This is a genomic window from Paenibacillus lentus (assembly GCF_003931855.1).
Taxonomy (GTDB): Bacteria; Bacillota; Bacilli; order Paenibacillales; family Paenibacillaceae; genus Fontibacillus; species Fontibacillus lentus.
In genome coordinates, this window is record NZ_CP034248.1 from 945,620 (window position 1) to 966,610 (window position 20,991).

Sequence of the window (20,991 nt, forward strand, 5' to 3'; positions counted from 1 at the left end):
CTGCTTACCCCTCTTTCTTCTCGTTCAGATCCAGACTAATGTCCAGACTGTCAAAAGAATACGTCAGCCTTCCAACAGAAATGACATCTACCCCGCTTTCAGCGATCCCATGGATCGTCTGCAAGGAGACATTTCCCGATGCTTCTACAGTAACATGTGGCGCCCTCGCCTTAATACGGCGCACGGCTTCCTTCATCAGCTCGGGTGCCATATTATCCAGCATAATGATATCTGCCCCTGCAGACAAGGCTTCGTCCACCTGCTCTAAATTCTCCGTCTCTACCTCGATCGTCATCGTATGGGGAATAACCGCACGTGCCCGCTGCACCGCTGGCGCAATTCCGCCAGCCCCTTTAATGTGATTATCCTTGATCATCACCGCATCATACAACCCAAAGCGATGATTGGAACCACCGCCTACCCGCACTGCATACTTCTCCAGCATTCGATGCCCCGGCGTGGTCTTCCGTGTGTCCACGAGCCTTACGGGAAGCCCTTCCAGCGCATCGACATATTGACGCGTCCGTGTTGCTATTCCCGACAATCGCTGAAGCAAGTTCAGGGCAAGCCGTTCTCCTGTAAGAATGCTGTGCGTACTGCCCTCCACCTGAGCCAATACTGTCCCTTTGCGGATGGCATCGCCATCCTTCACCAAAGGCCTGAATGAAAGTGAAGGATCTACCACCTCAAAAACAAGAGCAGCAACCGGCATCCCCGCTGCAACTCCATCCTCCTTCGCATGAATAATCCCTTTGGATTGATGTCCAGACGGTATGGTAACAGCAGCCGTAACATCACCGGAGCCAACGTCCTCCTTAAGCCACTGGCGGATGGATTCCATCAAGCCTTCGTTATATCCGTTAAGCATCATCGCTCATTTCCTCCAACATTCCTTTTTCCCTTTGCTGCAAAATATGCTTACGCCAACCTTCATCATCACGCTGCGGATAATCCACGCGATAATGACCGCCTCGACTCTCCTCACGGGCCAATGCCGATTCAGTCAGCAAAAGGGCGCATGTCAGCATATTAGCATATTCCCACTGCTCCCGGGTATGTAGGGCGGCCTTAAATATCGGCAACTGACGGCGCAGTTCCTCCAATCCCTTAGTCAACCCTTCTTCGCTTCGACGCAATCCTACTTGACGCACCATAACTTTCTGCAATTTCAAGCGCCGTTCCACAATCGGCTGCATCACAGCATCATGACGCTCTGTTAGGCATTTGATCCCCTCTCCCGTTCTCGTCAAAGGAGGCATCTGCTGAATGCGTTCAATAATGCGACGACCAAACACGACTGCCTCAGACAGCGAATTGCTCGCTAGCCGGTTCGCCCCATGCACTCCAGTGGAAGACACTTCCCCGCAGGCAAACAAGCGATGAACACTAGTCTCGCCGTGAAGACCTGTACGGACTCCTCCCATCATATAATGTGCAGCTGGAGCCACGGGAATCCAATCGGTCGTCATATCTAGCCCATATCCGATGCAAGTATCATGAATCGTGGGGAAACGATGCTTGATCGTCTCTGGAGCCTCATGCGTAATATCCAAATAGACAAAGCTCGATTTCGTCTCTTCCATCTCATGGACAATAGCCCGAGCTACAATATCGCGAGGAGCAAGCTCCTGCAGCTCATGGTATTTGTCCATAAACCGCTCCCCCTTAATATTGCGCAGCACTGCACCTTCCCCGCGAACTGCCTCGGATATTAGAAAACGCGGCGCCCCGGGATAGCAGAGAGAAGTCGGATGGAATTGAATGAACTCCAAATCTCGAATAACGGCCCCAGCTCGGTAAGCCATAGCCACCCCATCGCCAGTTGCGACATCTGGGTTAGTCGTATAACGATACAGCTGTCCTGCCCCTCCTGAACACAGAATGGTGGCAAGTCCTCTTACGAATATGCGCTGCCCATCCGGTCGCTGTACGAGGACCCCGATGCACTCATTATCCTCGGTAATCAAATCAATGACGAAATGTTCGTTCCAAATTTCAATATTAGGATGGCCAGCAGCCTGCTCCGACAATGCACGAACGATCTCATAGCCTGTCGCATCCCCATTGGCATGCAGAATGCGGCGATGACTGTGAGCCCCCTCCCTGGTCAGAGCAAGCTCTCCATTCTCTTCATCAAAGGCCGTTCCGAGCGTAATTAACTCCTTCACTCCCTCGGGCCCCTCATTAACTAGAATATCCACCGAAGCCGAAGAGCATAGCCCGGCTCCGGCCATTAGCGTATCCTGTCTGTGATATTCCGGAGAATCCTCCTCCGAAATGACCGCAGCAATGCCTCCTTGGGCATACCTTGTGTTGCTCTCCATCAACGCCTTCTTGGTAATGACAATAACGCGATGCTTCTCACTCGCTTTAATGGCGCTAAATAGTCCGGCAATACCTGTTCCGATCACAATAACATCCGTATCGACAACAGGCAGTTCACTCAAATTAAAATCAACCAAGTATCGTGGTATCATTACACAGGTCACCTATCTTGAACAAGAGAGTAGCGCATGCTACTTAACTTGTAACATGCGCTCTAGGGAAGTTCTGGCTTTATCGGCTACAGCAGGCGGCACATAAATCTGCGGCTGCATCGTCTCCAAGCATTTCACCAGTTTTTTCAAGTTGTTGACTTTCATATTTGGACAGACCAAGAATTTCGTAGCGAAATGGAATGTTTTATCGGGACTATCCTTGCGCAGTTGATAACCTGTTCCATCTTCAGTGCCAACGATGAACTCTTTGCTGTTTGAATTTTTACAATATTCTAGAATCGCGGTCGTACTGCCGACAAAATCACCCATAGCCACGACTTCAGGGCGGCACTCTGGATGAACGACAAACTCCGCATCAGGGTACTTCGCTCTCATTTCTACTACGTCTTTCACAGTTAACATATCATGGGTGTTGCAATAGCCTTCCCAGATAATCATCTTCTTGTCGGTATGCTGCTGTACATAGTGCCCCAAGTTTTTATCCGGTACCCAAATGATTTCATCGGCGTCAACCGAATTAATGACCTTAACCGCATTGGAAGACGTACAGCAAATATCCGTCTCGGCTTTGATCTCGGCAGAAGAGTTAATATAGGTCACAACCTTAGCATTCGGATGCTGGGCTTTCAATTTGCGCAGACCATCCACGTTGACCATATCCGCCATCGGACAACCCGCACGCTCATCGGGAATCAATACTGTTTTGTTCGGCGCCAAAATCTTAGCGCTCTCCCCCATGAAATGCACGCCGCAAAAAACGATCGTATCCGCGTCCGTCGAAGCAGCCTTCTGAGCCAGCAAGAAAGAGTCGCCCCGAAAATCAGCAACCTCCTGAATTTCGTCTCGCTGATAATAATGAGCCAAAATAATTGCATTGCGTTCCTTCTTCAGCTGGATAAGTCTTTCCCGCAGCTCGCGGTTCATTTCCGCCTTACGCTCTAATGCCAGAGCTTCCACGATGATCCTCCCCCTTAATCATTCAATCCGCCGTTGTCTCTATATAGCGGGATTATTGCACTCTGCTTGATCATTACCTGTCCCTGGCACGCCCAGACAATATAAAAAGAAAGAACGTATAAAATTTCACGTTATTCGTCATAGGTTTGCCAAGGATGTGAAATTCGGTACGTTCTAATTCGCGAAAAACCGATGTTTCACTTCATTGTCACATTACGTTGTTCAACAACTAATTTACACAAGGTGGGTATCCCTGTCAATCCAACCTAAATCCATAATTCATTAAAATTAAAGATATGAGGCCAATTTTTATCCATTGCGGATAACTAAATCACTGACGCAATAAAAAGACAACCCCTAGTAGAACTATCTACACAGGGGCTGCCCTAATTCGTTACATATCGAATTAAATGGTCGGGTTGTTATTTCCGTTGTTACCGGAACTCTTATCCGGATCCTCATCGTTAGGACCGTCTGCATTCGGCAAATCATTTACCGTTCCATCCGGTGTATCTACGACTGGATCGCTCGTAATATCATTAGCCGATCCGCCAGGTACTTCATTCGGGATGTCACCGGTCGGAATCCCTGAAGCGTTAGGAGAACCATCTTCCGGCTTGCCTTGAATACGAACGCGTACATCGCCGATATTATCGACGACCGGCTCGCCAGATTCGTTCGATCCACTGCCGCCTTCGCCACCCTCTTCAGGCTCAAGCAATTTACCATGCTCGATCAATTGCTTAATTTGCTCCAGTTCCAGTGTCTCCTTCTCAAGCAAAGTCTGTGCGATCAAATGCACTTCCTTGGAATGCTTGGTCAGAAGCTCCTTACAACGTTCATACATTTCCGTAATGAAACGATGCATTTCCTGATCAATTTCATACGCGATTTGATCACTGTAGTTCTGTTCGTGGCCGATATCGCGGCCCAGGAATACCTGGCCTTGCGAAGTACCGAATTGCATCGGCCCGAGCTTCTCGCTCATTCCGTATTCCACGATCATGCTGCGCACAATACTCGTCGCTTGCTGGAAGTCACTATACGCACCAGTACCGATCTCGCCAATGAACAGCTCCTCGGCAACGCGGCCACCAAGGAGGCCCGTTACCTTATCAAGCAGCTCCTGCTTCGTGACAAGCATCCGGTCTTCCTTCGGAAGCATAATGACATAACCGCCAGCACGACCACGCGGAATAATCGTTACTTTGTGTACCATATCTGCATGCTCCAGGAAGTAGCCAACAATCGTATGGCCAGCTTCGTGGTAAGCAACGATCCGTTTCTCGCGATCGCTGATCACTCGGCTGCGCTTCTCTGTACCTACGATGACGCGATCAATCGCTTCATCCACTTCCCTCATCGAAATATCCTTACGATTTCGACGTGCAGCCAAGAGAGCTGCTTCATTCAGCAGGTTCGCCAAGTCGGCACCTGTAAATCCTGTTGTACGCTTTGCAATAATATCTAGACGAACATCATTGGTCAGCGGCTTATTACGGGCATGTACCTTAAGTACAGCCTCACGGCCCTTCACATCGGGACGATCAACTGTAATTTGACGGTCAAAGCGCCCTGGACGCAGCAGCGCCGGGTCGAGAATATCCGGACGGTTCGTTGCAGCAATGATAATAATCCCTTCATTAGCCCCAAATCCATCCATTTCGACGAGCAACTGATTGAGCGTTTGTTCCCGCTCATCATGACCGCCGCCAAGGCCGGCGCCACGTTGGCGACCGACAGCGTCGATCTCATCAATAAAGATAATACAAGAAGATGTCTTCTTTGCGTTCTCGAATAAGTCACGTACCCGGGAAGCACCGACCCCGACGAACATTTCTACAAAGTCGGAACCGGAAATACTAAAGAACGGAACGCCTGCTTCACCTGCCACAGCACGAGCAAGCAACGTTTTACCGGTACCTGGAGGTCCTACGAGTAATACACCCTTTGGAATCCTTGCACCCACCGCGGAGAACTTGCGCGGATCCTTCAAGAACTCGACAACCTCAACAAGCTCTTGCTTCTCTTCGTCTGCTCCGGCTACATCCTCGAATGTAACCTTCTTCTTCTCCTCGTTATACAAACGCGCTTTGCTCTTACCAAAGTTCATAACTTTGCCGCCGCCACCCTGAGCCTGATTAAACAGGAAGAAAAACAGAATAAACATGAGCGCCAGCGGTAACAGTGAGGTCAGAAACGTAAGCCAAATGCTCTGCTCCTGCATCTTCTTCCAATCCAATTGGAAGCCATTCTGTTCGCTTAACTCCACAACTTCCTTCAACACATTCGGGTCGTAAGGAATATAGGTCGTGAAATTCGTCGTCTTGCTATCTCCGACGGCTTGCTTATATTTACCGGTTACCAGATAAGCGTAACCGTCAAATTTCCCTGTAATTTCAGCGACGTTGTCGGCTTTCAATTGCTGACGCAATTGATCATATCTAGGGGTGTCGGCGGTTTCATTTGTGCCGGTAAGGATTTGTACAATGCCCACCACGACTAAGAAAAGTATTAAATAAAAACCAGAATTCCGGATGAACCGATTCATCCCCTGCCTCCTCTCAAAACAACTTAAGTTATTTTACCATAGTCCCTTACTCATTATCAAAAAAGTCGCAGGCGATGTTCGGCCAAAGATCAGCTACAGGCTATTAACTGTTGTATACTTCTGGCTTCAACACCCCGATGTAAGGAAGGTTGCGGTATTTCTCCGCATAATCAAGTCCATAGCCAACAATGAATTCGTCAGGAATCACAAACCCAGACATATCGGCCTCCAAATCGACCGTCCGCCCCGCCGGCTTATCGAATAGCGTAACAATTTTAACGGAATTCACCTTGCGGCGTTCCAGAACATCTATCAAATAGCTAAGCGTCAGCCCGCTATCGATGATATCTTCTACGATGAGAACATCGCGACCTTCTACAGAGGTGTCTAAATCCTTGACAATTTTGACCTCACCAGATGACTTTGTAGATGCGCCATAACTGGACACAGCCATGAAATCAAGCTCAAGCGGTACTGAAATTTCTTTAACAAGATCCGCCATAAAAATAAAAGCGCCTTTGAGGATGCAAATGACCAGCGGATTGCGTCCTGCATACTCTTCACTAAGACGCTGTCCCAATTCCACTACTTTGTCCTGAATCTGTTCCCGGGTAATCAAAACTTCCTTAATATCGTTGTGCAAAATAAGTAGACCTCCTACGTTATACTATGAATGCCATAACCCGGCGATAACCCGATGCTGTTACTCGCCGTTCCTATCTATAGTCATCAATACGACAGAGGACGTATGCTGTCTAACCGGAGCGATCGAAGATCGCCGAATACCGGGAATCCATAAAATCTGACCTAGGCCATCGGTGACTATAGGAATGCGGGAACGAAGAGAGGGAGGTATTTTCTCATCGATGAAAATATCTTTGACTTTCTTAGTGCCATTAAGGCCCAGCACTTTCATCGTATCTCCCGGCTGACGGGAACGCACTGTAAGCGGATAAACCAGCTCATCCGCATCAAATACCGCTCTGTCGTTACCGTGTGCCATCGCGCTCACGGCATCTTGTCCGGCTGCGGTCTGCGTAAACAACAGGTTAGTGCCTAAACCTTGAATAGCTACTTCCGCAGGAACTCTGTCCACGCGGTATGTATAGCGAAGGCTATCATTAACCCCCGCTGCATTAGGTATAAACCTGATGGTGTCGTATTCCCGAACACACTGCAGCCCACCCCCGAGATCAAGACTCCATGTCGTCGGCGTGCTTTGCATCGCACCTTGACGGACACGTTCTATCTTAACAAAATCGATTTCTTCCATGCCGCAAGGCAGATAATTTAATATTAGTTTAATCAACCTCCGTTGTAAAGCGGCATGTAAGGAGGTGAAGCGCCCGATTTCAAAGGCCAAATCTCCACCATTCGAAGTGACCAACTCCTGATATACTTGGTTAGTCACTTGCTGCATGTAATCATCATCTTCGCCAACCGTTTCAGCTATTCGATTTAACGACTCAGCTAGTTGTCCATTATATTGCCCCAAAAAAGGCAACACATCCAAACGAATTGCATTTCGCACATACTTATTTTGCAAATTGGTGCTATCTATGCAATAAGGGATTCCCGACTCCCGGCAAGCCTGCAGAATCTCAGCCTTATAAATCCGCAGCAAAGGACGAATAAGATTTACGTTACGTTCACATCGTTTCATACGCATGCCTGCAAGACCAGAGCTCCCGCTGCCGCGCAGGATGCGCATCATCACTGTCTCTGCCTGATCATCGGCATGATGAGCAAGGGCAATAGCTGCCGCCCCATATTTCCGCGCTATTTCATGAAGAAATTCATATCTCTTCTCTCTGGCGGCAAGCTGCGGGCTTTTTCCCGACTGCTCTATGTAAGATGGAATATCCAAATTCCCTAACTCAAAGGGCAAATCAAGCTGCTTAGCTAGCCCTCGCACGAATTCAGCTTCCTTAAGGGATTCTTCAGGCCGGAACCCATGATTAATATGAGCGCATATAAGCGAAAATCCCTGATTCATACGCTTAGCTATTGCATGCATAATATAGAGCAAAGCAACCGAATCGGGTCCTCCAGACACGGCAACAACGATACGATCCCCGGGAGACCACAACCGTTCTTCCTCCCCGATGCGGCGAACACGCTCCACCAGGGGGTACATGCTGTAATCATTCATTGTCTCCCACCTCACTTAACTGACTTCATCTCAGGCTTGAATTTTCGAATTTTATTCCTTAGCTCTTGAATCCCTAGAATCGCAAGGCCAAATAAAGCGCATAAACAAGCAATGTGACAGACACCGCAAATGCGCTGAACATCCAACGAGGCGTCGATGCCTTCTGCTTTAATTCCGACTTAGGGGCCGTTACAAGTTCCTTCCATAATAAGCACGCCTCTGCTGTACTGCCGAAATTTCCTTGGATCGCTCTCTGCAGCCATTCTCTGTAGGGCTCAAGTGAAGGAGCCGTGCTTACAATATGAAGCAGATCGCCAGCGCTTCTCATTTGCGGCAGCTGCGTCGCCGCGTGCTTAAGATGCTGTCCCTCTAGCAGATGAATGCATACAACGGCATAGCTGAATAAGTCATAGGACGGCTCTGCCGTTCGTCCCCCAGCATTCCAAAAGCCCCGATCATACCACTCGGTGAACTGCTTGACGCTGCGACCTATACTGCTAACTCCGCCGTAATCAATCAGTTCAACCTCTCCGTATGTCCCTACCAATACGTTCTCCGGCTTCAAATCGCCGAATATCCAGCCTGAATCATGCAAACGCCGAAGCTGACGAAGCAAATTCAGGCCGGCTGCATCTATCCAGCGGTTTCCGCGTCTAGCTAGAAAAGCCCGCAAAGGTTCTCCCTTTATGTATCGCATCACGTAGAAAGGAATCTCCTTACCTTGGAGAGAATAATCGTCTACCTCTACTAGATAAGTGAGATCCCGTTGAACAGAACCTTGCCGTCTTCCTTGGTGCTGCAAGGCTTTGAGCACATTAATTTCAGACTGAATATCCACGGTATCAAAACCCATCTTGAGGGCGTACAGTCTAGCGCTATCTACCTGCTTCACTAAATACACGACCCCATTAGCCCCCTGTCCCAGCAGTCGCTGAATGAGGTAACGCCCGCCCTTCCAGCGTCCGGTAATTAGCGTGCCTTGTGGTAGATTCAACTTAAACGACGTAGTCACCGAGCATTCCTTCTCCTTCATCGGATTCCTCCGGCCATGCCACTTTTCCGTTTCCATCAAGTGTACCATAACGGAAGAATTCCATCACCTTCTTGATCGCTGGTCCTGTAGGTGTTGCACCCCTCATGACCAATCGCTGAAAGATCGATCTAGCGCTGCTAAGATCGAGGGTCCAGTCGAGATCCAGTACGGCATCCTCGCCTCTTGGTCCAGGAAAATGAAAGACTGCTAAATGGCTCTGCCCCTTTCTTGATCCTAGGCTAAGCATCATATCGCGGATCGCTTCCTCAACCGCTGCAAGTTTAGGCTTCATACTGGCACTCGCATCGATAAGGAGTGCAATCTGCAAGGGACTACTCTCACTAAAATCATCGATCACCTCGACAACCTCAGAGCGCTTGTCAGGAGGCAAATCCTCGATACCCCCATTACCTAATATTTGCCTCAACTCCCTATTAACCGCCTGTTGAACGGTCTGAACCACTGTCTTCCGCGTAAGCATCTGCATCGTATGGGCAAGACGCTCTGTCCCCGTCAACTGACTCATCCCCCCGCCAGCTCTTGCGATTTCCGCAATCTCCTGGCTGCCGAGCTCTCCAATCGTTCCATAATCAACAATTCCTACAACATTGACCGTAATCCCCTCTTGCCTAGCCAAAGCCGCCGCCAGAACTGGACTATCCCCTACATTCGAGCATCCATCCGTAATCAGCATAATTTGTCGCATGAGCACAAGCCTCCTTCCAATCTCTCTTTCTCTATCATTTCCAGAGACCTGCCGATTCAAACCAGGCTTTAATTCTACTTTTAGTTGAAATTATTATATAGAAAAAAGCACCGGTCGGTGCTTTCTCAAGTATCGTTCATTCCCGCAGGAAAATGCTCTCTCTCTATTATATACTCATTTAATTAGGCCGGTCGAAATATCCGACAGCTACCGCGTGATCAATTAACCTTCTGAAAAAGAACCGATCCGGTACAGCGCATGAAATTCCCGTTCCCTCCAAATACTGCAGCGTTTGTGGGCAGCCGTAACGGTAAATAGAATTTTTAGCGCCATCACCTTCTAATTGGGCCATCGCCAGCTCCATCCCCTGTTGATCCTTAGGCTGGCTGGCATCAAGCAGCCACGCTTCATACTCCGGCCAGTCCACCAGCGAGATATAGTAACCGTAATCCCTGAACTGATCGATCATCTCCTCGTAATTGATCTGTACCGGATTACAAATATGGAACATACGGCCCACGGTTTCATTCTGGAGCAGAAGTGCTGCCACTGCTTCGCCTGCATAATCGATCGGCGTAATATCGACCTGCCATTTAACACGTGGAGCTCTTCCTAGCAGAAGCATTGCCTTTAACATACGATAGAATGCATTACTGCCGATATTCGTCTGGAAAACTCCGTTCTTGGAATCGCAAGACAAATTACCAACACGATAGACGGTAACAGGCACACCATCCTCTTCGCACACTCTGACAACCCGTTTCTCAGCTTCCAGCTTGCTATTTGTGTACACATTATCGATGCATGCGTTATAATCATACGCCTCACTCGCAGTAAAGGAATCCCATTGACCGCCCATCGCCAAGTCCTCAGGAATGCCTAGCGTGGAAATATAATGAAAGCGGAAGTTATCCTTCCCTTGACCCAATGCGAGCAGACGTTCCGTGCTGTCTACGTTAACGCGGCGGAAGTACTCTTCGTCTCCGAAGTGGCGTACTTCTGCACCGCAATGCACGACCGAATCGATTTGCTCCCGCAATAGCTTATAGTCACTATCACTCAGACCCAAGCCCTCCTGCTCTAAATCACCGATGACGATGCGCACACGGCTATTCATATGGTTAGTAATCTCACTGCCGAAATAAGTCGCCATTACGTTGCGAAGACGTTCATCAGGATCGCTTCCGTTAACGGAGCGAACCAAGCAGTAAATCATAGATTCACTCTGCTGTAGCAGCTCATACAATAGCCTGGAGCCGAGATACCCGGTAGCGCCAGTGAGTAAAATATGCTGTTGACTGTAAGATCTAGACTGGTTAATCTGTCCACCAAATTGCAGGGGGTGCTCCAACAAATCAACAAGCTCAGAAGATTCCACTATGCCCGGTACGCCCTCAGTCCCCTCATCCGCAAGCTCCGCTGCCCGTTCCGCCAGTTTGGCGATAGTCGGATAAGCAAAGAAATCACCGATTCTAAGCCCAGGAAATTTAGGCTTCAAGAGTACGAGAGTCTCCAATATTTTTAAAGAATGGCCACCCGCTTCAAAGAAGTCCTCGTGAATACCGATCCGGGCGCGGCCAAGCACCTTCTCCCAGGCTGCCGACACTTCCCGTTGAAGCTCATTTTCCGGAGGAATATAATTCTCCTCCTCTGCTTCCTGTTGATCATATTCATAGAGCAATAACTGTTTGCGGTCTATTTTACCGGTAGGCGATACAGGCATCGCTTCGATCGCGATGAATATGCTCGGAACCATGTAAGCCGGAAGCTTGCTCTTCAAATAAGTCTGCAGCTCATTCCGGCTGAGCTCCCCCCCATCCCGTGAGGTATAGAAGGCAACCAGCATTTTGGAGCCGTCGGCTCCATCCTTCGCGATCACGGCAACATCTTTGATCCCTTCGTATTTCGCGAGAGTATCCTCAATTTCGCCTATTTCGATCCGGTATCCGCGAATTTTGACCTGTAAATCCTTGCGCCCCATATACTCGATGACATCACCTTGTAAACGAACCAAGTCGCCGGAGCGATAAAATGTTTTGCCGGATGCGGGGGCAATCGGATCAGGGATGAACACTTCATCCGTCTTGTCCTGCTGATTCAAATACCCCTTGGCCAGTCCTACGGAGCTAATAAGCAGCTCGCCTATGACATTCTGAGGACAAAGCTGGTTATGCTCATTCACGATAAACACTTCATAATTCGCGATGGGCCGGCCAATACTTATCATAGAGATATTATCCGGCACTAAATCATTGATCGGATGAATGGTCGTAACTACCGTCGCTTCCGTCGGCCCATAAGCATTTACGATCATCGGCTTATGCTCGAGCTTCTTCTGAAATGCTCGGACAGCAGCTCCCGTAAGGGCTTCCCCTCCGATGACGAGACTTTGAATTGATTTGTACTTATAAGCCTCTTTCTCCGTTAAATAAGTAGACAACTGATTAAAAAATACCGTTGGCAATATGCCGAACCTCGTGGCTCCCGTAGATTCAATTGCCGCGGTGAATGCCTCTACCGAATACCGCTCGTCCCCCGACAGCAAATGCAGGCGCGCACCGGCATGCAATGCACTGAAAATATCATAAACCGATGCATCAAAGCTGAAGGTCGAATATTGCAAAATAACGTCCTGCTCATGAAGGCCCAACTGCTCCACTGTAGCCGCGGCCAAATTAATAACACCAATATGCGGTATTAACACTCCCTTGGGTCTACCCGTCGTGCCGGAGGTGTAGATTACATAGGCCACATCATCCACACTTGCAGTAACTCCAACAGGTTGATCTGTATATTGATCCAGGCCGCTATCCAGACAGAACACATTGCGCGAGGAGAACCTCTGCTCCTCTTCATGCATTTGCTCCTGATCAATTCGAAGATTCATAGACTGCCCAGCTTGCTCTTGCTGCATTTCTAGCAGTGCTGTCACTTTGGAATAATACTGCTTCTTAGTAATGATAATGGCTGAGCTGGTGTCTTGAATGATATAAGCGTTCCGATCATCGGGGTGCTCCGGATCCAGTGGAACATAAGCACCACCAGCTTTGAGCACACCAAGCATGCCGATAATCGCCTCCAAGCTACGCTCCATGAATATTCCAACGAAATCGCCAGGAACCAGCCCGCGGCTCACTAACATCTGCGCTACTTGATTCGATTGGGCATCGAGCTCGGCATAAGTTACTTTGCGCAGCCCCGATGATAGTGCGATCCGATTAGGGAACCGCTTCATGGTTATCTCCAGAAACGCCGGAATACTTCCGGCATTCGGAAGGGCTCTTGCCGTTTCGTTCAGCCGAGCATAAGCCGCCACGTCTTCCTCGGTTAATAAAGGAATTTTTCCGATCGCTATGCTATCGTCTTCCAAAGCCGCGGCTGCGATTTGCTGGAATAGAGCACCGTACCTGCGAATCGTAGCCTCCTTGAATAAATTTCCCGGATAAGCAATATGAATTACTGCCTGCTCCAGCTGCCCCTCCAGCTTTACCTCCCAATGAAGCAAGCCCGGTTTATCCCCCTCATCCAGACCATATATCGCCTCCAGCTCAGGAATAGAGCCAGCAATACTCGTAATTTCGGCCAGGGGCAGACAATTTGCTTCTGCCCGACTAAGCTTGTCCAAAATTCCCTGATAAAGATGGCTAAATGAGCTATCTCCCTCACACAACATTCGCACAGGCAGCAAATTCCCCCGACTGCTTCTTACGCCTAAGATCAAATCCTGCTCCCCGGTCATTCTATGTAAGAAGACATAATAACAGGCTAGCATCCAAGCTCGCAGCTCACCCTTGCCTTGCAATGCTTCTTTTAGCTGTTTTACGTTTAAATCCAATGCATATGTTGTCCTTTGCAGCTTCCTGGCTTGTCCATATTTAGGATAGTCCGTATACAGATCCCAACCAGACAACGGAGGCTTGAGCTCTTCCAGCCAGTACTGTCTGCTCTGTTTCGTCACTAGTATGGTATTCATTTGTATCTACTCCTTTAGGCGATCTCTCTCTAACGACCAGCGAATATGGCCGATATGCCCGTATAACCTTCACAGAACCTATACTTTTAATCCGACTACAAGCTCTTCCAGCTTGTCGGAAATTTGATTCAATTGCTCTGCTGCATCCACGATTTTATTCGATGTATTCCGCTGTTCCATCGCTTCGAATTTAATCTCGGCAGATACAGCAGCGTTACTCTCAGCCAACTCAGCCAACTGCTTGATAGCTGCCGTTATTTGTTCGGTCTCTGCCACCAATTCCTCAGTTGCAGCCGACACCTCCTGAATTTGACTAGTCACCGAATCGGTGGCTGAAAGTATCGAGTCGAATAACTCTCCCGTCTGTTCGACAATACCGATCCCAACCTCGACATTTTGTTCGCCCTCGTTAATGGCATGAACCGCCAGCAGTGTCTCCTGTTGAATATGCCGCACCAATTCGGCGATTTGCTCCGCTGATTCACCGGATTCCTCCGCCAGCTTCTTCACTTGATTGGCAACCACGGCAAATCCGCGCCCTTCTTCACCGGCACGTGCAGCCTCGATGCTAGCATTAAGAGACAAGAGCTGCGTTTGGGCAGCAATTTGCGTCATCACTTGTACGATCTCCTCGATTTCCCCTGAACGCCTCTGCAGCTGCTCGATTGAATCAACAGAATTCCTGACCGACGTATGTATGGAATTCATCTGCTTCATGACCTTCTCCACATTGTCGCCGCCTCGCTCAGACTGATCCTTCATCTGCAGCGCGGCTTCCGCTACGGCTGAGGTATTGCCAGCAATCGTATTTGCACCTGAAGCGATTTCCTCTAGGGAAGTGGCGCTCTCAGAAATTGATTTACTCTGCTGAGATACCTTTTCCGAAATTTCCTCAATATTGTTCGTAATTGCTAAAGAACTCGCATGGTTATCTTCCACGGTAGAAAACAGTACCTTCGATTGCTCCGCGGACTGAATCGATACAGACTGAATTGTCGTCACCAAACGATTAATATTGGCAACGGTCGAATTGTATTTCTCATTAACTTGTCCCAGTTCATCTTGGCTCGTCTTCAGTTGCACGCTGAAATCTCCTTGGCTCAGCTTGTCGAGCGCGGCCATCAAATCTTTAACTGGCGCGAAAGTCCTTTTAGTCATCACATATTGTAAGGTAAGAATAACAAGCAGCGTAAGCGCCAAAGCAAGCGACGCATATTTGAGCAAATCCTGCTGTCCTTGCAGAATCAAGCTCGCATCGATGTCCATACCCATGTAAGCAATGACATTACCTTGGCCATCCTGGAACGGATACAGCACCGTTAGCCAAGTTCCATAATCGTCCTTATATGGCTTCGTATATGTAATTTCCCTTGTTTGCAGCATTTCCTGGACGCCCTGCACATGAAAGGCCGGTTGCTCAAGTAAATCACCTAATTGCAAGCCTTCCTCCGCGAACATATCCAGTATAACGGTAGGAAAAGCGATCATTAGCGTTTTGTTGCCTTCCACCAATTCGGAGCCAAAAATATATCCCTGAGCAACGTTTGGATGCGTTGCTGACAGCTCATCAAACAATTGCGTCAGCTTTTGCTGTATAGACGAATTTCGATCTAGATTACTTATAGCCTCGGCCGTCTCTTCGATTGATACCTTCTTGCTCCAGGCCTCCATAATTTTCTGTGAATCGCTTTTCAGCTGATTAGTCAGAACCCCACCTTGAATATAAAAGCTGGAAGCGATTAATATTACGCCCGTAAGTATGATCGATATACTCGTAAGCAGCATATTTTTTGTGACAATGCTTGTTTGAGTAATTTTCTTAAGGAAATATGGCAGCTTCATGGTAAGTCTCCTTTATTGATTTCATAGTGAATTATATTAGTTTGTATTGGCTGCGAATCTTCACCTTCTGTTGATTATCCCCTCCTATTCCTAAATTTTCTGGTGAAGGCAAAAAAAAGCGAGCCACAGCGCAAAGCGACCCATAGCTCACCATTTTTAAATGTATAGAAACTGCTGAGCCTTCAGCAGAATATAAACCTTCTATACTTGCAAGAAAAGCTGCTCACCTTAAAGGAACCCAAGGCCCTTCCCGAAAGGGAAGCATCTGTGCTCTTCTTTCTGCAACTGGCTGACATTTCTCACACCGAGAAGTAAGTCCCTATAGCTTTGCGTCACTACCTTTCAGTAGCTTTGCCAAAAGAAATATGTGATTAAATTCTTTAGGAGGAATATATCCTTTAATAAGGTCGATATTACTATATTGTTCAAAATATTACCATGGTAAATAGTACTTTTTACGAGGATTAAACAAAACTAGTTCTTTAGACCCCTCTCTTTACTCACAAAATATCCAAAATTATTAAATTCTACTTTTCTCCTTCCTAGCTTACTGTCCGAGGACGTTCAAGCCGGTTAATGCCTGGAATATGCAACGTCGACCATTGAGGGCGTACATGCTCTACTTTAGCTACGACGACAGTCATGTCGTCATGAATAACGTTCTTCTGATAGCGAATGACGGATTCGAGCAAATGATCGGCGATTTCCTGTGGTTCATTCGCCTGTATCTCCAAGATGAGCCGCTTCATCCACAACTCCTTATTCACAGCATAGCCTGGAGCATCATAAATACCGTCTGTCATCATTATCAATGTGTCGCCCGGGTGCAGCTGAACCGTGACAAGATCAATATCAATCTCCTGAATAATCCCGATTGGCAGATTACTTGCTGACACCGGAATCACTTCATCCCCCCGCTTAATAAAGCTGGGAGATGAGCCGATCTTCATAAACGTGGTCTTTGCCGTATATTCATCGATTAACGCCATATCGACTGTCGCATAAACTTCGTCCGGCGAGCGCAGCATAAGAATAGAATTCACGGACTTAATAGCAATCGTCTCATCCATCCCTGATTGCAGGAGCTGCTCCAGAATGTTAAGAGCCGTGCTGCTCTCCTGCCGGGCTCTTTCCCCATTCCCCATGCCATCGCTAATAGCTACCGCAAAGGTACCGTTTCCAAGCTCCATGGCACTGAAGCTGTCTCCAGACAACAAATCTCCGCCTTTGGCCGTACCAGCAACTCCTGTGGCGATTTCATAGGTTTTGGCCGAGCTGAACGTCACCTTCGTTAGTCCTTCCCTACCCTCTCGCTCGGTTTCCCCAGTCACCGCAATATGCTCTCCCAAAATGTCGGATAACAGCGGAGCAATAATTTTTCGGCACTCATCAAATCCCCGGGTATAGGCATGAACAATCTCGATTTCTACGTTACCTTGATCCAGATTAACAATGTCGATGCTATAAATAGACAGTCCCAGCTGCTCCAAGGCTTCGCGGATTTGTTCCTCCTGACGGTACATTGCCTGCCCTTCGCGTTTGATCTCCTTGGCCAAGTCCTCCATGACCTGAGACACGCCCGACAATTGCTCTGCAACAAGCTGACGGGAATCGTATATTTGCCGCTTCCACTGCATATCATGTTGATACAGATCGTATTCGTGCTTCATCAGTTCCAGTACTTGATCGGTCTTGGAGCATGTTTTGCTCCAACTGGCAGGTAAATCCCGCTTCGTAATATCCGGTTTCTCCTCGACAGCGGTCATCATTTCGGTCATAAACTTATACGTCTGATAGAACTTTCCATCCCAGCATTTGTTACGGCGATAGCAAGTTGCACAAACGCCTTCTGTGACTGCATTCATAAAATGATCCATTTCCTCGCTCTGCTTCGCCATATCCCCGGAGCTCGTGACTTGACCGAAACTGCGGGACAACTGCTTGAACACCTGTGAGAATTGAGAAACTCGCTCAGCCGTAATGTCTCGCACCCTTTTGGCATATTCATGCTGAGTTTTCGTGTGATCCTGCGTGCCTGGCACATATTTGGCGATCATCTTCATTACACTGCCTGGAGTCAGGAGAAATAATAATACTGCCGCACAACTCTCCCATGTCGAGGCGATAATATCTTTTGAACCGGTCAAATAAATCGAAAGAATGGAAGAACCGAGCAGCATCCCAAAACCGACAGCCCACTTCCGTCCCTCCCGCAGCATGCCTGCCAGCATGCCTGAAAAAGCAAGCAGACTCATTTGATATAACGCTGCCATATTAGCCAAGCTAAGGATAAGTCCCGTAACCACACCGACAGAGGCACCTAGCGATGCACCACCAACCAATGCAAATACTAAAATTAAATATCTGGACAAAATATGCTCTGCTGATAATCCGTAAATTTCCCATCCAACCAAGCCGGTCATGACCGAGGCCAACATGATGACAAGACATAATATTTCTTCACTACGCAGCTGATAACTCTTTTTTCGATAGGTAAATATCGGAATCGCCTGCATAAACACAAGCGTCAAAACAAAGCTTAGTACGGCATCCATGACGGTCATTGTCAAAGCATACCACGTGAGTGTAGGGCCAATGACGGCACTGAATAACCCGACAATAAAGGTCGATGTAAATACCATCAAAGGCGCATAGGACAAATCAGCGCGTTCAAATGATTCCAATCCCCGATACACTAAAAAGAAAATCAGCAGCTCAGCGGCAATGCTCACGGCATGCCCACCAGACCCAAACAGAGCACCCGCAAGGATAGAAGAAGCAACAAGCAGCGCAATATCCCGGCGAAGAAACATCATCACCGCAAAGAATGCCGCTGCGAAGGGTGATAGTTCATCTAATATCGTGGCTCTACCCAATAAAAAGCTCATCGCCATCATTAACAGCGTCCATCGGTTAGCTGCAAAGAATTGGCTTGTTTTGTTCAAGACAGGCACTTGGGCCGTCCATTCCCTCCACCAAGACTCCCTTACCTGCTTCTTCGTCGTTCTCCTTGTTCCCGGAAAAGCGATGACATTCCATTTTCCCCTCATCCTGGCACCACCTCTTCTAAATTTTGTAAGGTATGTCCCATTATAGGCAGATGCCATCGGAAAGTTTGTCACTTATCGGAGCGAGTCAAAAGAAATTTCCGACAAATTGAGAGGGATTTAAAAAGTAGCGCGAATGTAGGCTGGTTCTAATATAGCGGGTCTCAAGGGGCTTCTATGTTCGTAGCAAATTGGTAAAATGCCATCTGAATCAGCTAGCGATTCCCCTTGAGATAGCTGGAAAAGCGTAATAACGTGTCGGTAAAAAAATAAAGACGACAAAAAAACCACCCTCGCAGCAATAAATACCGGGGCGGCTAGGCTAATTATGTTTATAAAATAAAAACCGCAGGCTATCTTCCAGCCTGCGGTGTGCATCATCCATATTCAAAATTACATGCGCTTGGCTCCGCGGCCTCCGCGTTTGCCTTCGGTGTTCTTCTTCAACGAAGAAATGCGCTCTTCACTATCTTTGAGGAAGCGGGACATTTTATCTTCAAAAGAAGTTTTGCCGGCTGGGGGCTTGAACGAACGCCCTCCCCGTTCACGGTTAAATCCGCCGCCGGGACGATCTCCCTCTCTTCCGCTAGGACGATCCGGACGCGGTGTACGAGGTGGTCTAGCTGCCTCTACCGGTTTGTCTACGGCCTGTTTAATAGAAAGGCCGATTTTGCCGTCCTTGTCAACGTTAATAACCTTTACGGTTACAGCGTCGCCTATCTTCAGGTGATCGTTAACATCCTTGACGTAATTGTCGGCGATTTCTGAGATGTGAACGAGACCCGTGACACCTCCTGACAGATCCACAAATGCTCCGAAATGCGTGATGCCTGTCACTTTTCCTTCTAACTTGGTGCCCACTTCAATTGCCATAAAATAAAATGATCCTCCCTTAAAAATATACAGCCAGGCCTCGAAATCTTGACTGGTGATTTGATTATACCGAATGACTGAAACAAGGTCAACAGACGTATGTCCTGCTTATGATTAGTTATCTCCTGCTGGAGACTCGGAAACACGTACCGGAATTTCACCTGGCTTATAAAGCCCATATTTTTTCATTGCAATTTGCCCTATATATTCGGGATCTTGGAGTCGATTGATTTCGTACTTCAATTGCTCCAAGCTTTGCGTGGCCGCGGTCATAGAAGCTCGGCGCTCCTCTAGCTGCTGGGCTTTTACTCTCATCTCGCCCGACTGGGAAATGAAGGTGTACCCTGCCCAACCGAGAAAAACAATCATAAATCCTAACCACAACCGAATTCGCCTACGTGCCCCAGCCATTTGATTAGATGTCTGACTTGTTGAATTTGCTGATGTAGTTACCTTACGCATAGGGCACCCCCTGACCTTAATTTTTACCGAACCAACGCTTCCATAATGCTGTAATTCGCTCCCTCGCAGATCTAGCCCCATCTGCAATTCTAAGTTTCCTAACCAACGGGCTTATAGCCCAGGCTATGATCTTCCATAGTGGAACGAGCAATATCCTTCCCAAAAACAGCATTATGACCCAAATAAAGCCAAGTAGCAGCTTAATTCCTTTCAATAACGATATTATCGGCGCTACAACAAAAATTCTGAATATCCTCACCGATATAAGATAAATCTTTTTAACTATCCCCATTAACATTACCACAAAACGCGCTGTTATAACACTTAAGAACAAAAAATAAATCCAAACGCCTATAAATAATCCAAAAAAAACATAGAAACGCAGTTCACCCTGGTTACTATGATAAAGCATGCGGAATACGAACAATGAAGCTGCGACCCAATAGACCAAATCAAGAGCGTGTACACTCCAGCGGGGGAAACGAAGCTGTCCCGATACGACCCGATAGCTGTCAAAGGCGATCCCTAAAATTCCCCCGGACGCAGCCATCCACAGGAGCGTCGCCCATTGAATCTCCAAATTCATCGAAACAGCTTACCGAGCAGCCCTTTGCCGCCGGATTGGGAGCCGGGATCGAGGTAAGACAACGAGTTGACAAGACCCTCGATACTGACGAGTCCCTGCTCCAAATTTAAATTTTTGATATGTAAGTTCTGGCCACGAATCGTTAAATGACCCAGCTCTGTCTGAAGCAAGAACTCCTCGCTATCGAAGCTCTCCACATTGAGAACACCTGTAATTTCAAGCAGCTTCCGCTGGAATAGTCGAATTTCCTGATGCTTCCCTTTACTGAGATCCACCATGGCATGTACCCCCTCCTTCTTACAGATAGCTTA

The 20,991-nt window shown here is 47.9% G+C and carries 15 protein-coding genes and 1 riboswitch; all 15 genes read right to left on the minus strand.

Annotated features, from left to right (window positions below):
• Positions 1 to 4: 4 nt before the first annotated feature.
• The 15 genes from nadC to yabP all read right to left on the minus strand — a co-directional run bounded on the left by nadC (position 5) and on the right by yabP (position 20,958).
• Positions 5 to 871, minus strand: coding sequence for a carboxylating nicotinate-nucleotide diphosphorylase (gene nadC, locus EIM92_RS04355; protein ID WP_125081636.1), 867 nt, complete (start codon positions 869 to 871; stop codon positions 5 to 7).
• On the minus strand, positions 861 to 2,477 hold the full coding sequence (gene nadB, locus EIM92_RS04360) for an L-aspartate oxidase (protein WP_125081637.1): 1,617 nt from the start codon (positions 2,475 to 2,477) through the stop codon (positions 861 to 863). The genes nadC and nadB overlap by 11 nt, the downstream gene beginning before the upstream one ends.
• Before the next feature lie 39 nt (positions 2,478 to 2,516).
• A complete protein-coding gene (nadA, locus tag EIM92_RS04365; protein WP_125081638.1) occupies positions 2,517 to 3,455 on the minus strand; it encodes a quinolinate synthase NadA in 939 nt (312 codons plus the stop codon).
• A gap of 406 nt (positions 3,456 to 3,861) precedes the next feature.
• A complete protein-coding gene (gene ftsH, locus EIM92_RS04370; RefSeq protein ID WP_125081639.1) occupies positions 3,862 to 6,006 on the minus strand; it encodes an ATP-dependent zinc metalloprotease FtsH in 2,145 nt (714 codons plus the stop codon).
• 103 nt (positions 6,007 to 6,109) lie between these two features.
• Positions 6,110 to 6,649: a hypoxanthine phosphoribosyltransferase gene (hpt, locus tag EIM92_RS04375; protein ID WP_125081640.1), complete on the minus strand. Its 540-nt coding sequence runs from the start codon at positions 6,647 to 6,649 to the stop codon at positions 6,110 to 6,112.
• A 60-nt stretch (positions 6,650 to 6,709) separates the two neighbouring features.
• Complete coding sequence (gene tilS / locus EIM92_RS04380; protein ID WP_125081641.1) at positions 6,710 to 8,158, minus strand: tRNA lysidine(34) synthetase TilS; 1,449 nt, start codon at positions 8,156 to 8,158, stop codon at positions 6,710 to 6,712.
• Between the two features lie 73 nt (positions 8,159 to 8,231).
• The gene (locus EIM92_RS04385; RefSeq protein ID WP_425464190.1) at positions 8,232 to 9,170 is read right to left on the minus strand and encodes a serine/threonine protein kinase; all 939 of its coding nucleotides are present in this window, start codon (positions 9,168 to 9,170) and stop codon (positions 8,232 to 8,234) included.
• Positions 9,154 to 9,897 (minus strand): vWA domain-containing protein, encoded by a 744-nt coding sequence (locus EIM92_RS04390; protein ID WP_125081643.1) that lies wholly within the window; start codon positions 9,895 to 9,897, stop codon positions 9,154 to 9,156. The genes EIM92_RS04385 and EIM92_RS04390 overlap by 17 nt, the downstream gene beginning before the upstream one ends.
• 178 nt (positions 9,898 to 10,075) lie before the next feature.
• Positions 10,076 to 13,870, minus strand: coding sequence for a non-ribosomal peptide synthetase family protein (locus EIM92_RS04395; protein ID WP_125081644.1), 3,795 nt, complete (start codon positions 13,868 to 13,870; stop codon positions 10,076 to 10,078).
• 78 nt (positions 13,871 to 13,948) lie between these two features.
• Entirely contained in the window at positions 13,949 to 15,712 is a 1,764-nt protein-coding gene (locus EIM92_RS04400; protein ID WP_125081645.1) for a methyl-accepting chemotaxis protein, read from the minus strand.
• Positions 15,713 to 15,989: 277 nt separating this feature from the next.
• A riboswitch (cyclic di-GMP riboswitch) is annotated at positions 15,990 to 16,078 on the minus strand.
• A 176-nt stretch (positions 16,079 to 16,254) separates the two neighbouring features.
• Positions 16,255 to 18,762 (minus strand): stage II sporulation protein E, encoded by a 2,508-nt coding sequence (gene spoIIE / locus EIM92_RS04405; RefSeq protein ID WP_125081646.1) that lies wholly within the window; start codon positions 18,760 to 18,762, stop codon positions 16,255 to 16,257.
• A gap of 390 nt (positions 18,763 to 19,152) precedes the next feature.
• Complete coding sequence (locus tag EIM92_RS04410) at positions 19,153 to 19,632, minus strand: S1 domain-containing RNA-binding protein (RefSeq protein ID WP_125081647.1); 480 nt, start codon at positions 19,630 to 19,632, stop codon at positions 19,153 to 19,155.
• A 114-nt stretch (positions 19,633 to 19,746) separates the two neighbouring features.
• Positions 19,747 to 20,094 carry an FtsB family cell division protein gene (locus tag EIM92_RS04415; protein WP_125081648.1) on the minus strand — a complete coding sequence of 116 codons (348 nt, stop codon included), beginning with the start codon at positions 20,092 to 20,094 and terminating at the stop codon, positions 19,747 to 19,749.
• 16 nt (positions 20,095 to 20,110) lie between these two features.
• Positions 20,111 to 20,680, minus strand: coding sequence for a spore cortex biosynthesis protein YabQ (yabQ, locus tag EIM92_RS04420; protein WP_125081649.1), 570 nt, complete (start codon positions 20,678 to 20,680; stop codon positions 20,111 to 20,113).
• Positions 20,677 to 20,958, minus strand: coding sequence for a sporulation protein YabP (gene yabP, locus EIM92_RS04425; protein WP_125081650.1), 282 nt, complete (start codon positions 20,956 to 20,958; stop codon positions 20,677 to 20,679). Before yabP ends, yabQ begins: the two co-directional genes overlap by 4 nt.
• Positions 20,959 to 20,991 lie beyond the last annotated feature (33 nt).

Coding starts and splice junctions, on each gene's coding strand:
- nadB (WP_125081637.1), bottom strand. CDS start 2,477: ATGATACCACGATACTTGGTTGATTTTAATTTGAGTGAACTGCCTGTT.
- EIM92_RS04410 (WP_125081647.1), bottom strand. CDS start 19,632: ATGGCAATTGAAGTGGGCACCAAGTTAGAAGGAAAAGTGACAGGCATC.
- ftsH (WP_125081639.1), bottom strand. CDS start 6,006: ATGAATCGGTTCATCCGGAATTCTGGTTTTTATTTAATACTTTTCTTA.
- spoIIE (WP_125081646.1), bottom strand. CDS start 18,762: ATGAGGGGAAAATGGAATGTCATCGCTTTTCCGGGAACAAGGAGAACG.
- EIM92_RS04415 (WP_125081648.1), bottom strand. CDS start 20,094: ATGCGTAAGGTAACTACATCAGCAAATTCAACAAGTCAGACATCTAAT.
- nadC (WP_125081636.1), bottom strand. CDS start 871: ATGATGCTTAACGGATATAACGAAGGCTTGATGGAATCCATCCGCCAG.
- yabQ (WP_125081649.1), bottom strand. CDS start 20,680: ATGAATTTGGAGATTCAATGGGCGACGCTCCTGTGGATGGCTGCGTCC.
- yabP (WP_125081650.1), bottom strand. CDS start 20,958: ATGGTGGATCTCAGTAAAGGGAAGCATCAGGAAATTCGACTATTCCAG.
- EIM92_RS04395 (WP_125081644.1), bottom strand. CDS start 13,870: ATGAATACCATACTAGTGACGAAACAGAGCAGACAGTACTGGCTGGAA.
- EIM92_RS04400 (WP_125081645.1), bottom strand. CDS start 15,712: ATGAAGCTGCCATATTTCCTTAAGAAAATTACTCAAACAAGCATTGTC.
- EIM92_RS04390 (WP_125081643.1), bottom strand. CDS start 9,897: ATGCGACAAATTATGCTGATTACGGATGGATGCTCGAATGTAGGGGAT.
- tilS (WP_125081641.1), bottom strand. CDS start 8,158: ATGAATGATTACAGCATGTACCCCCTGGTGGAGCGTGTTCGCCGCATC.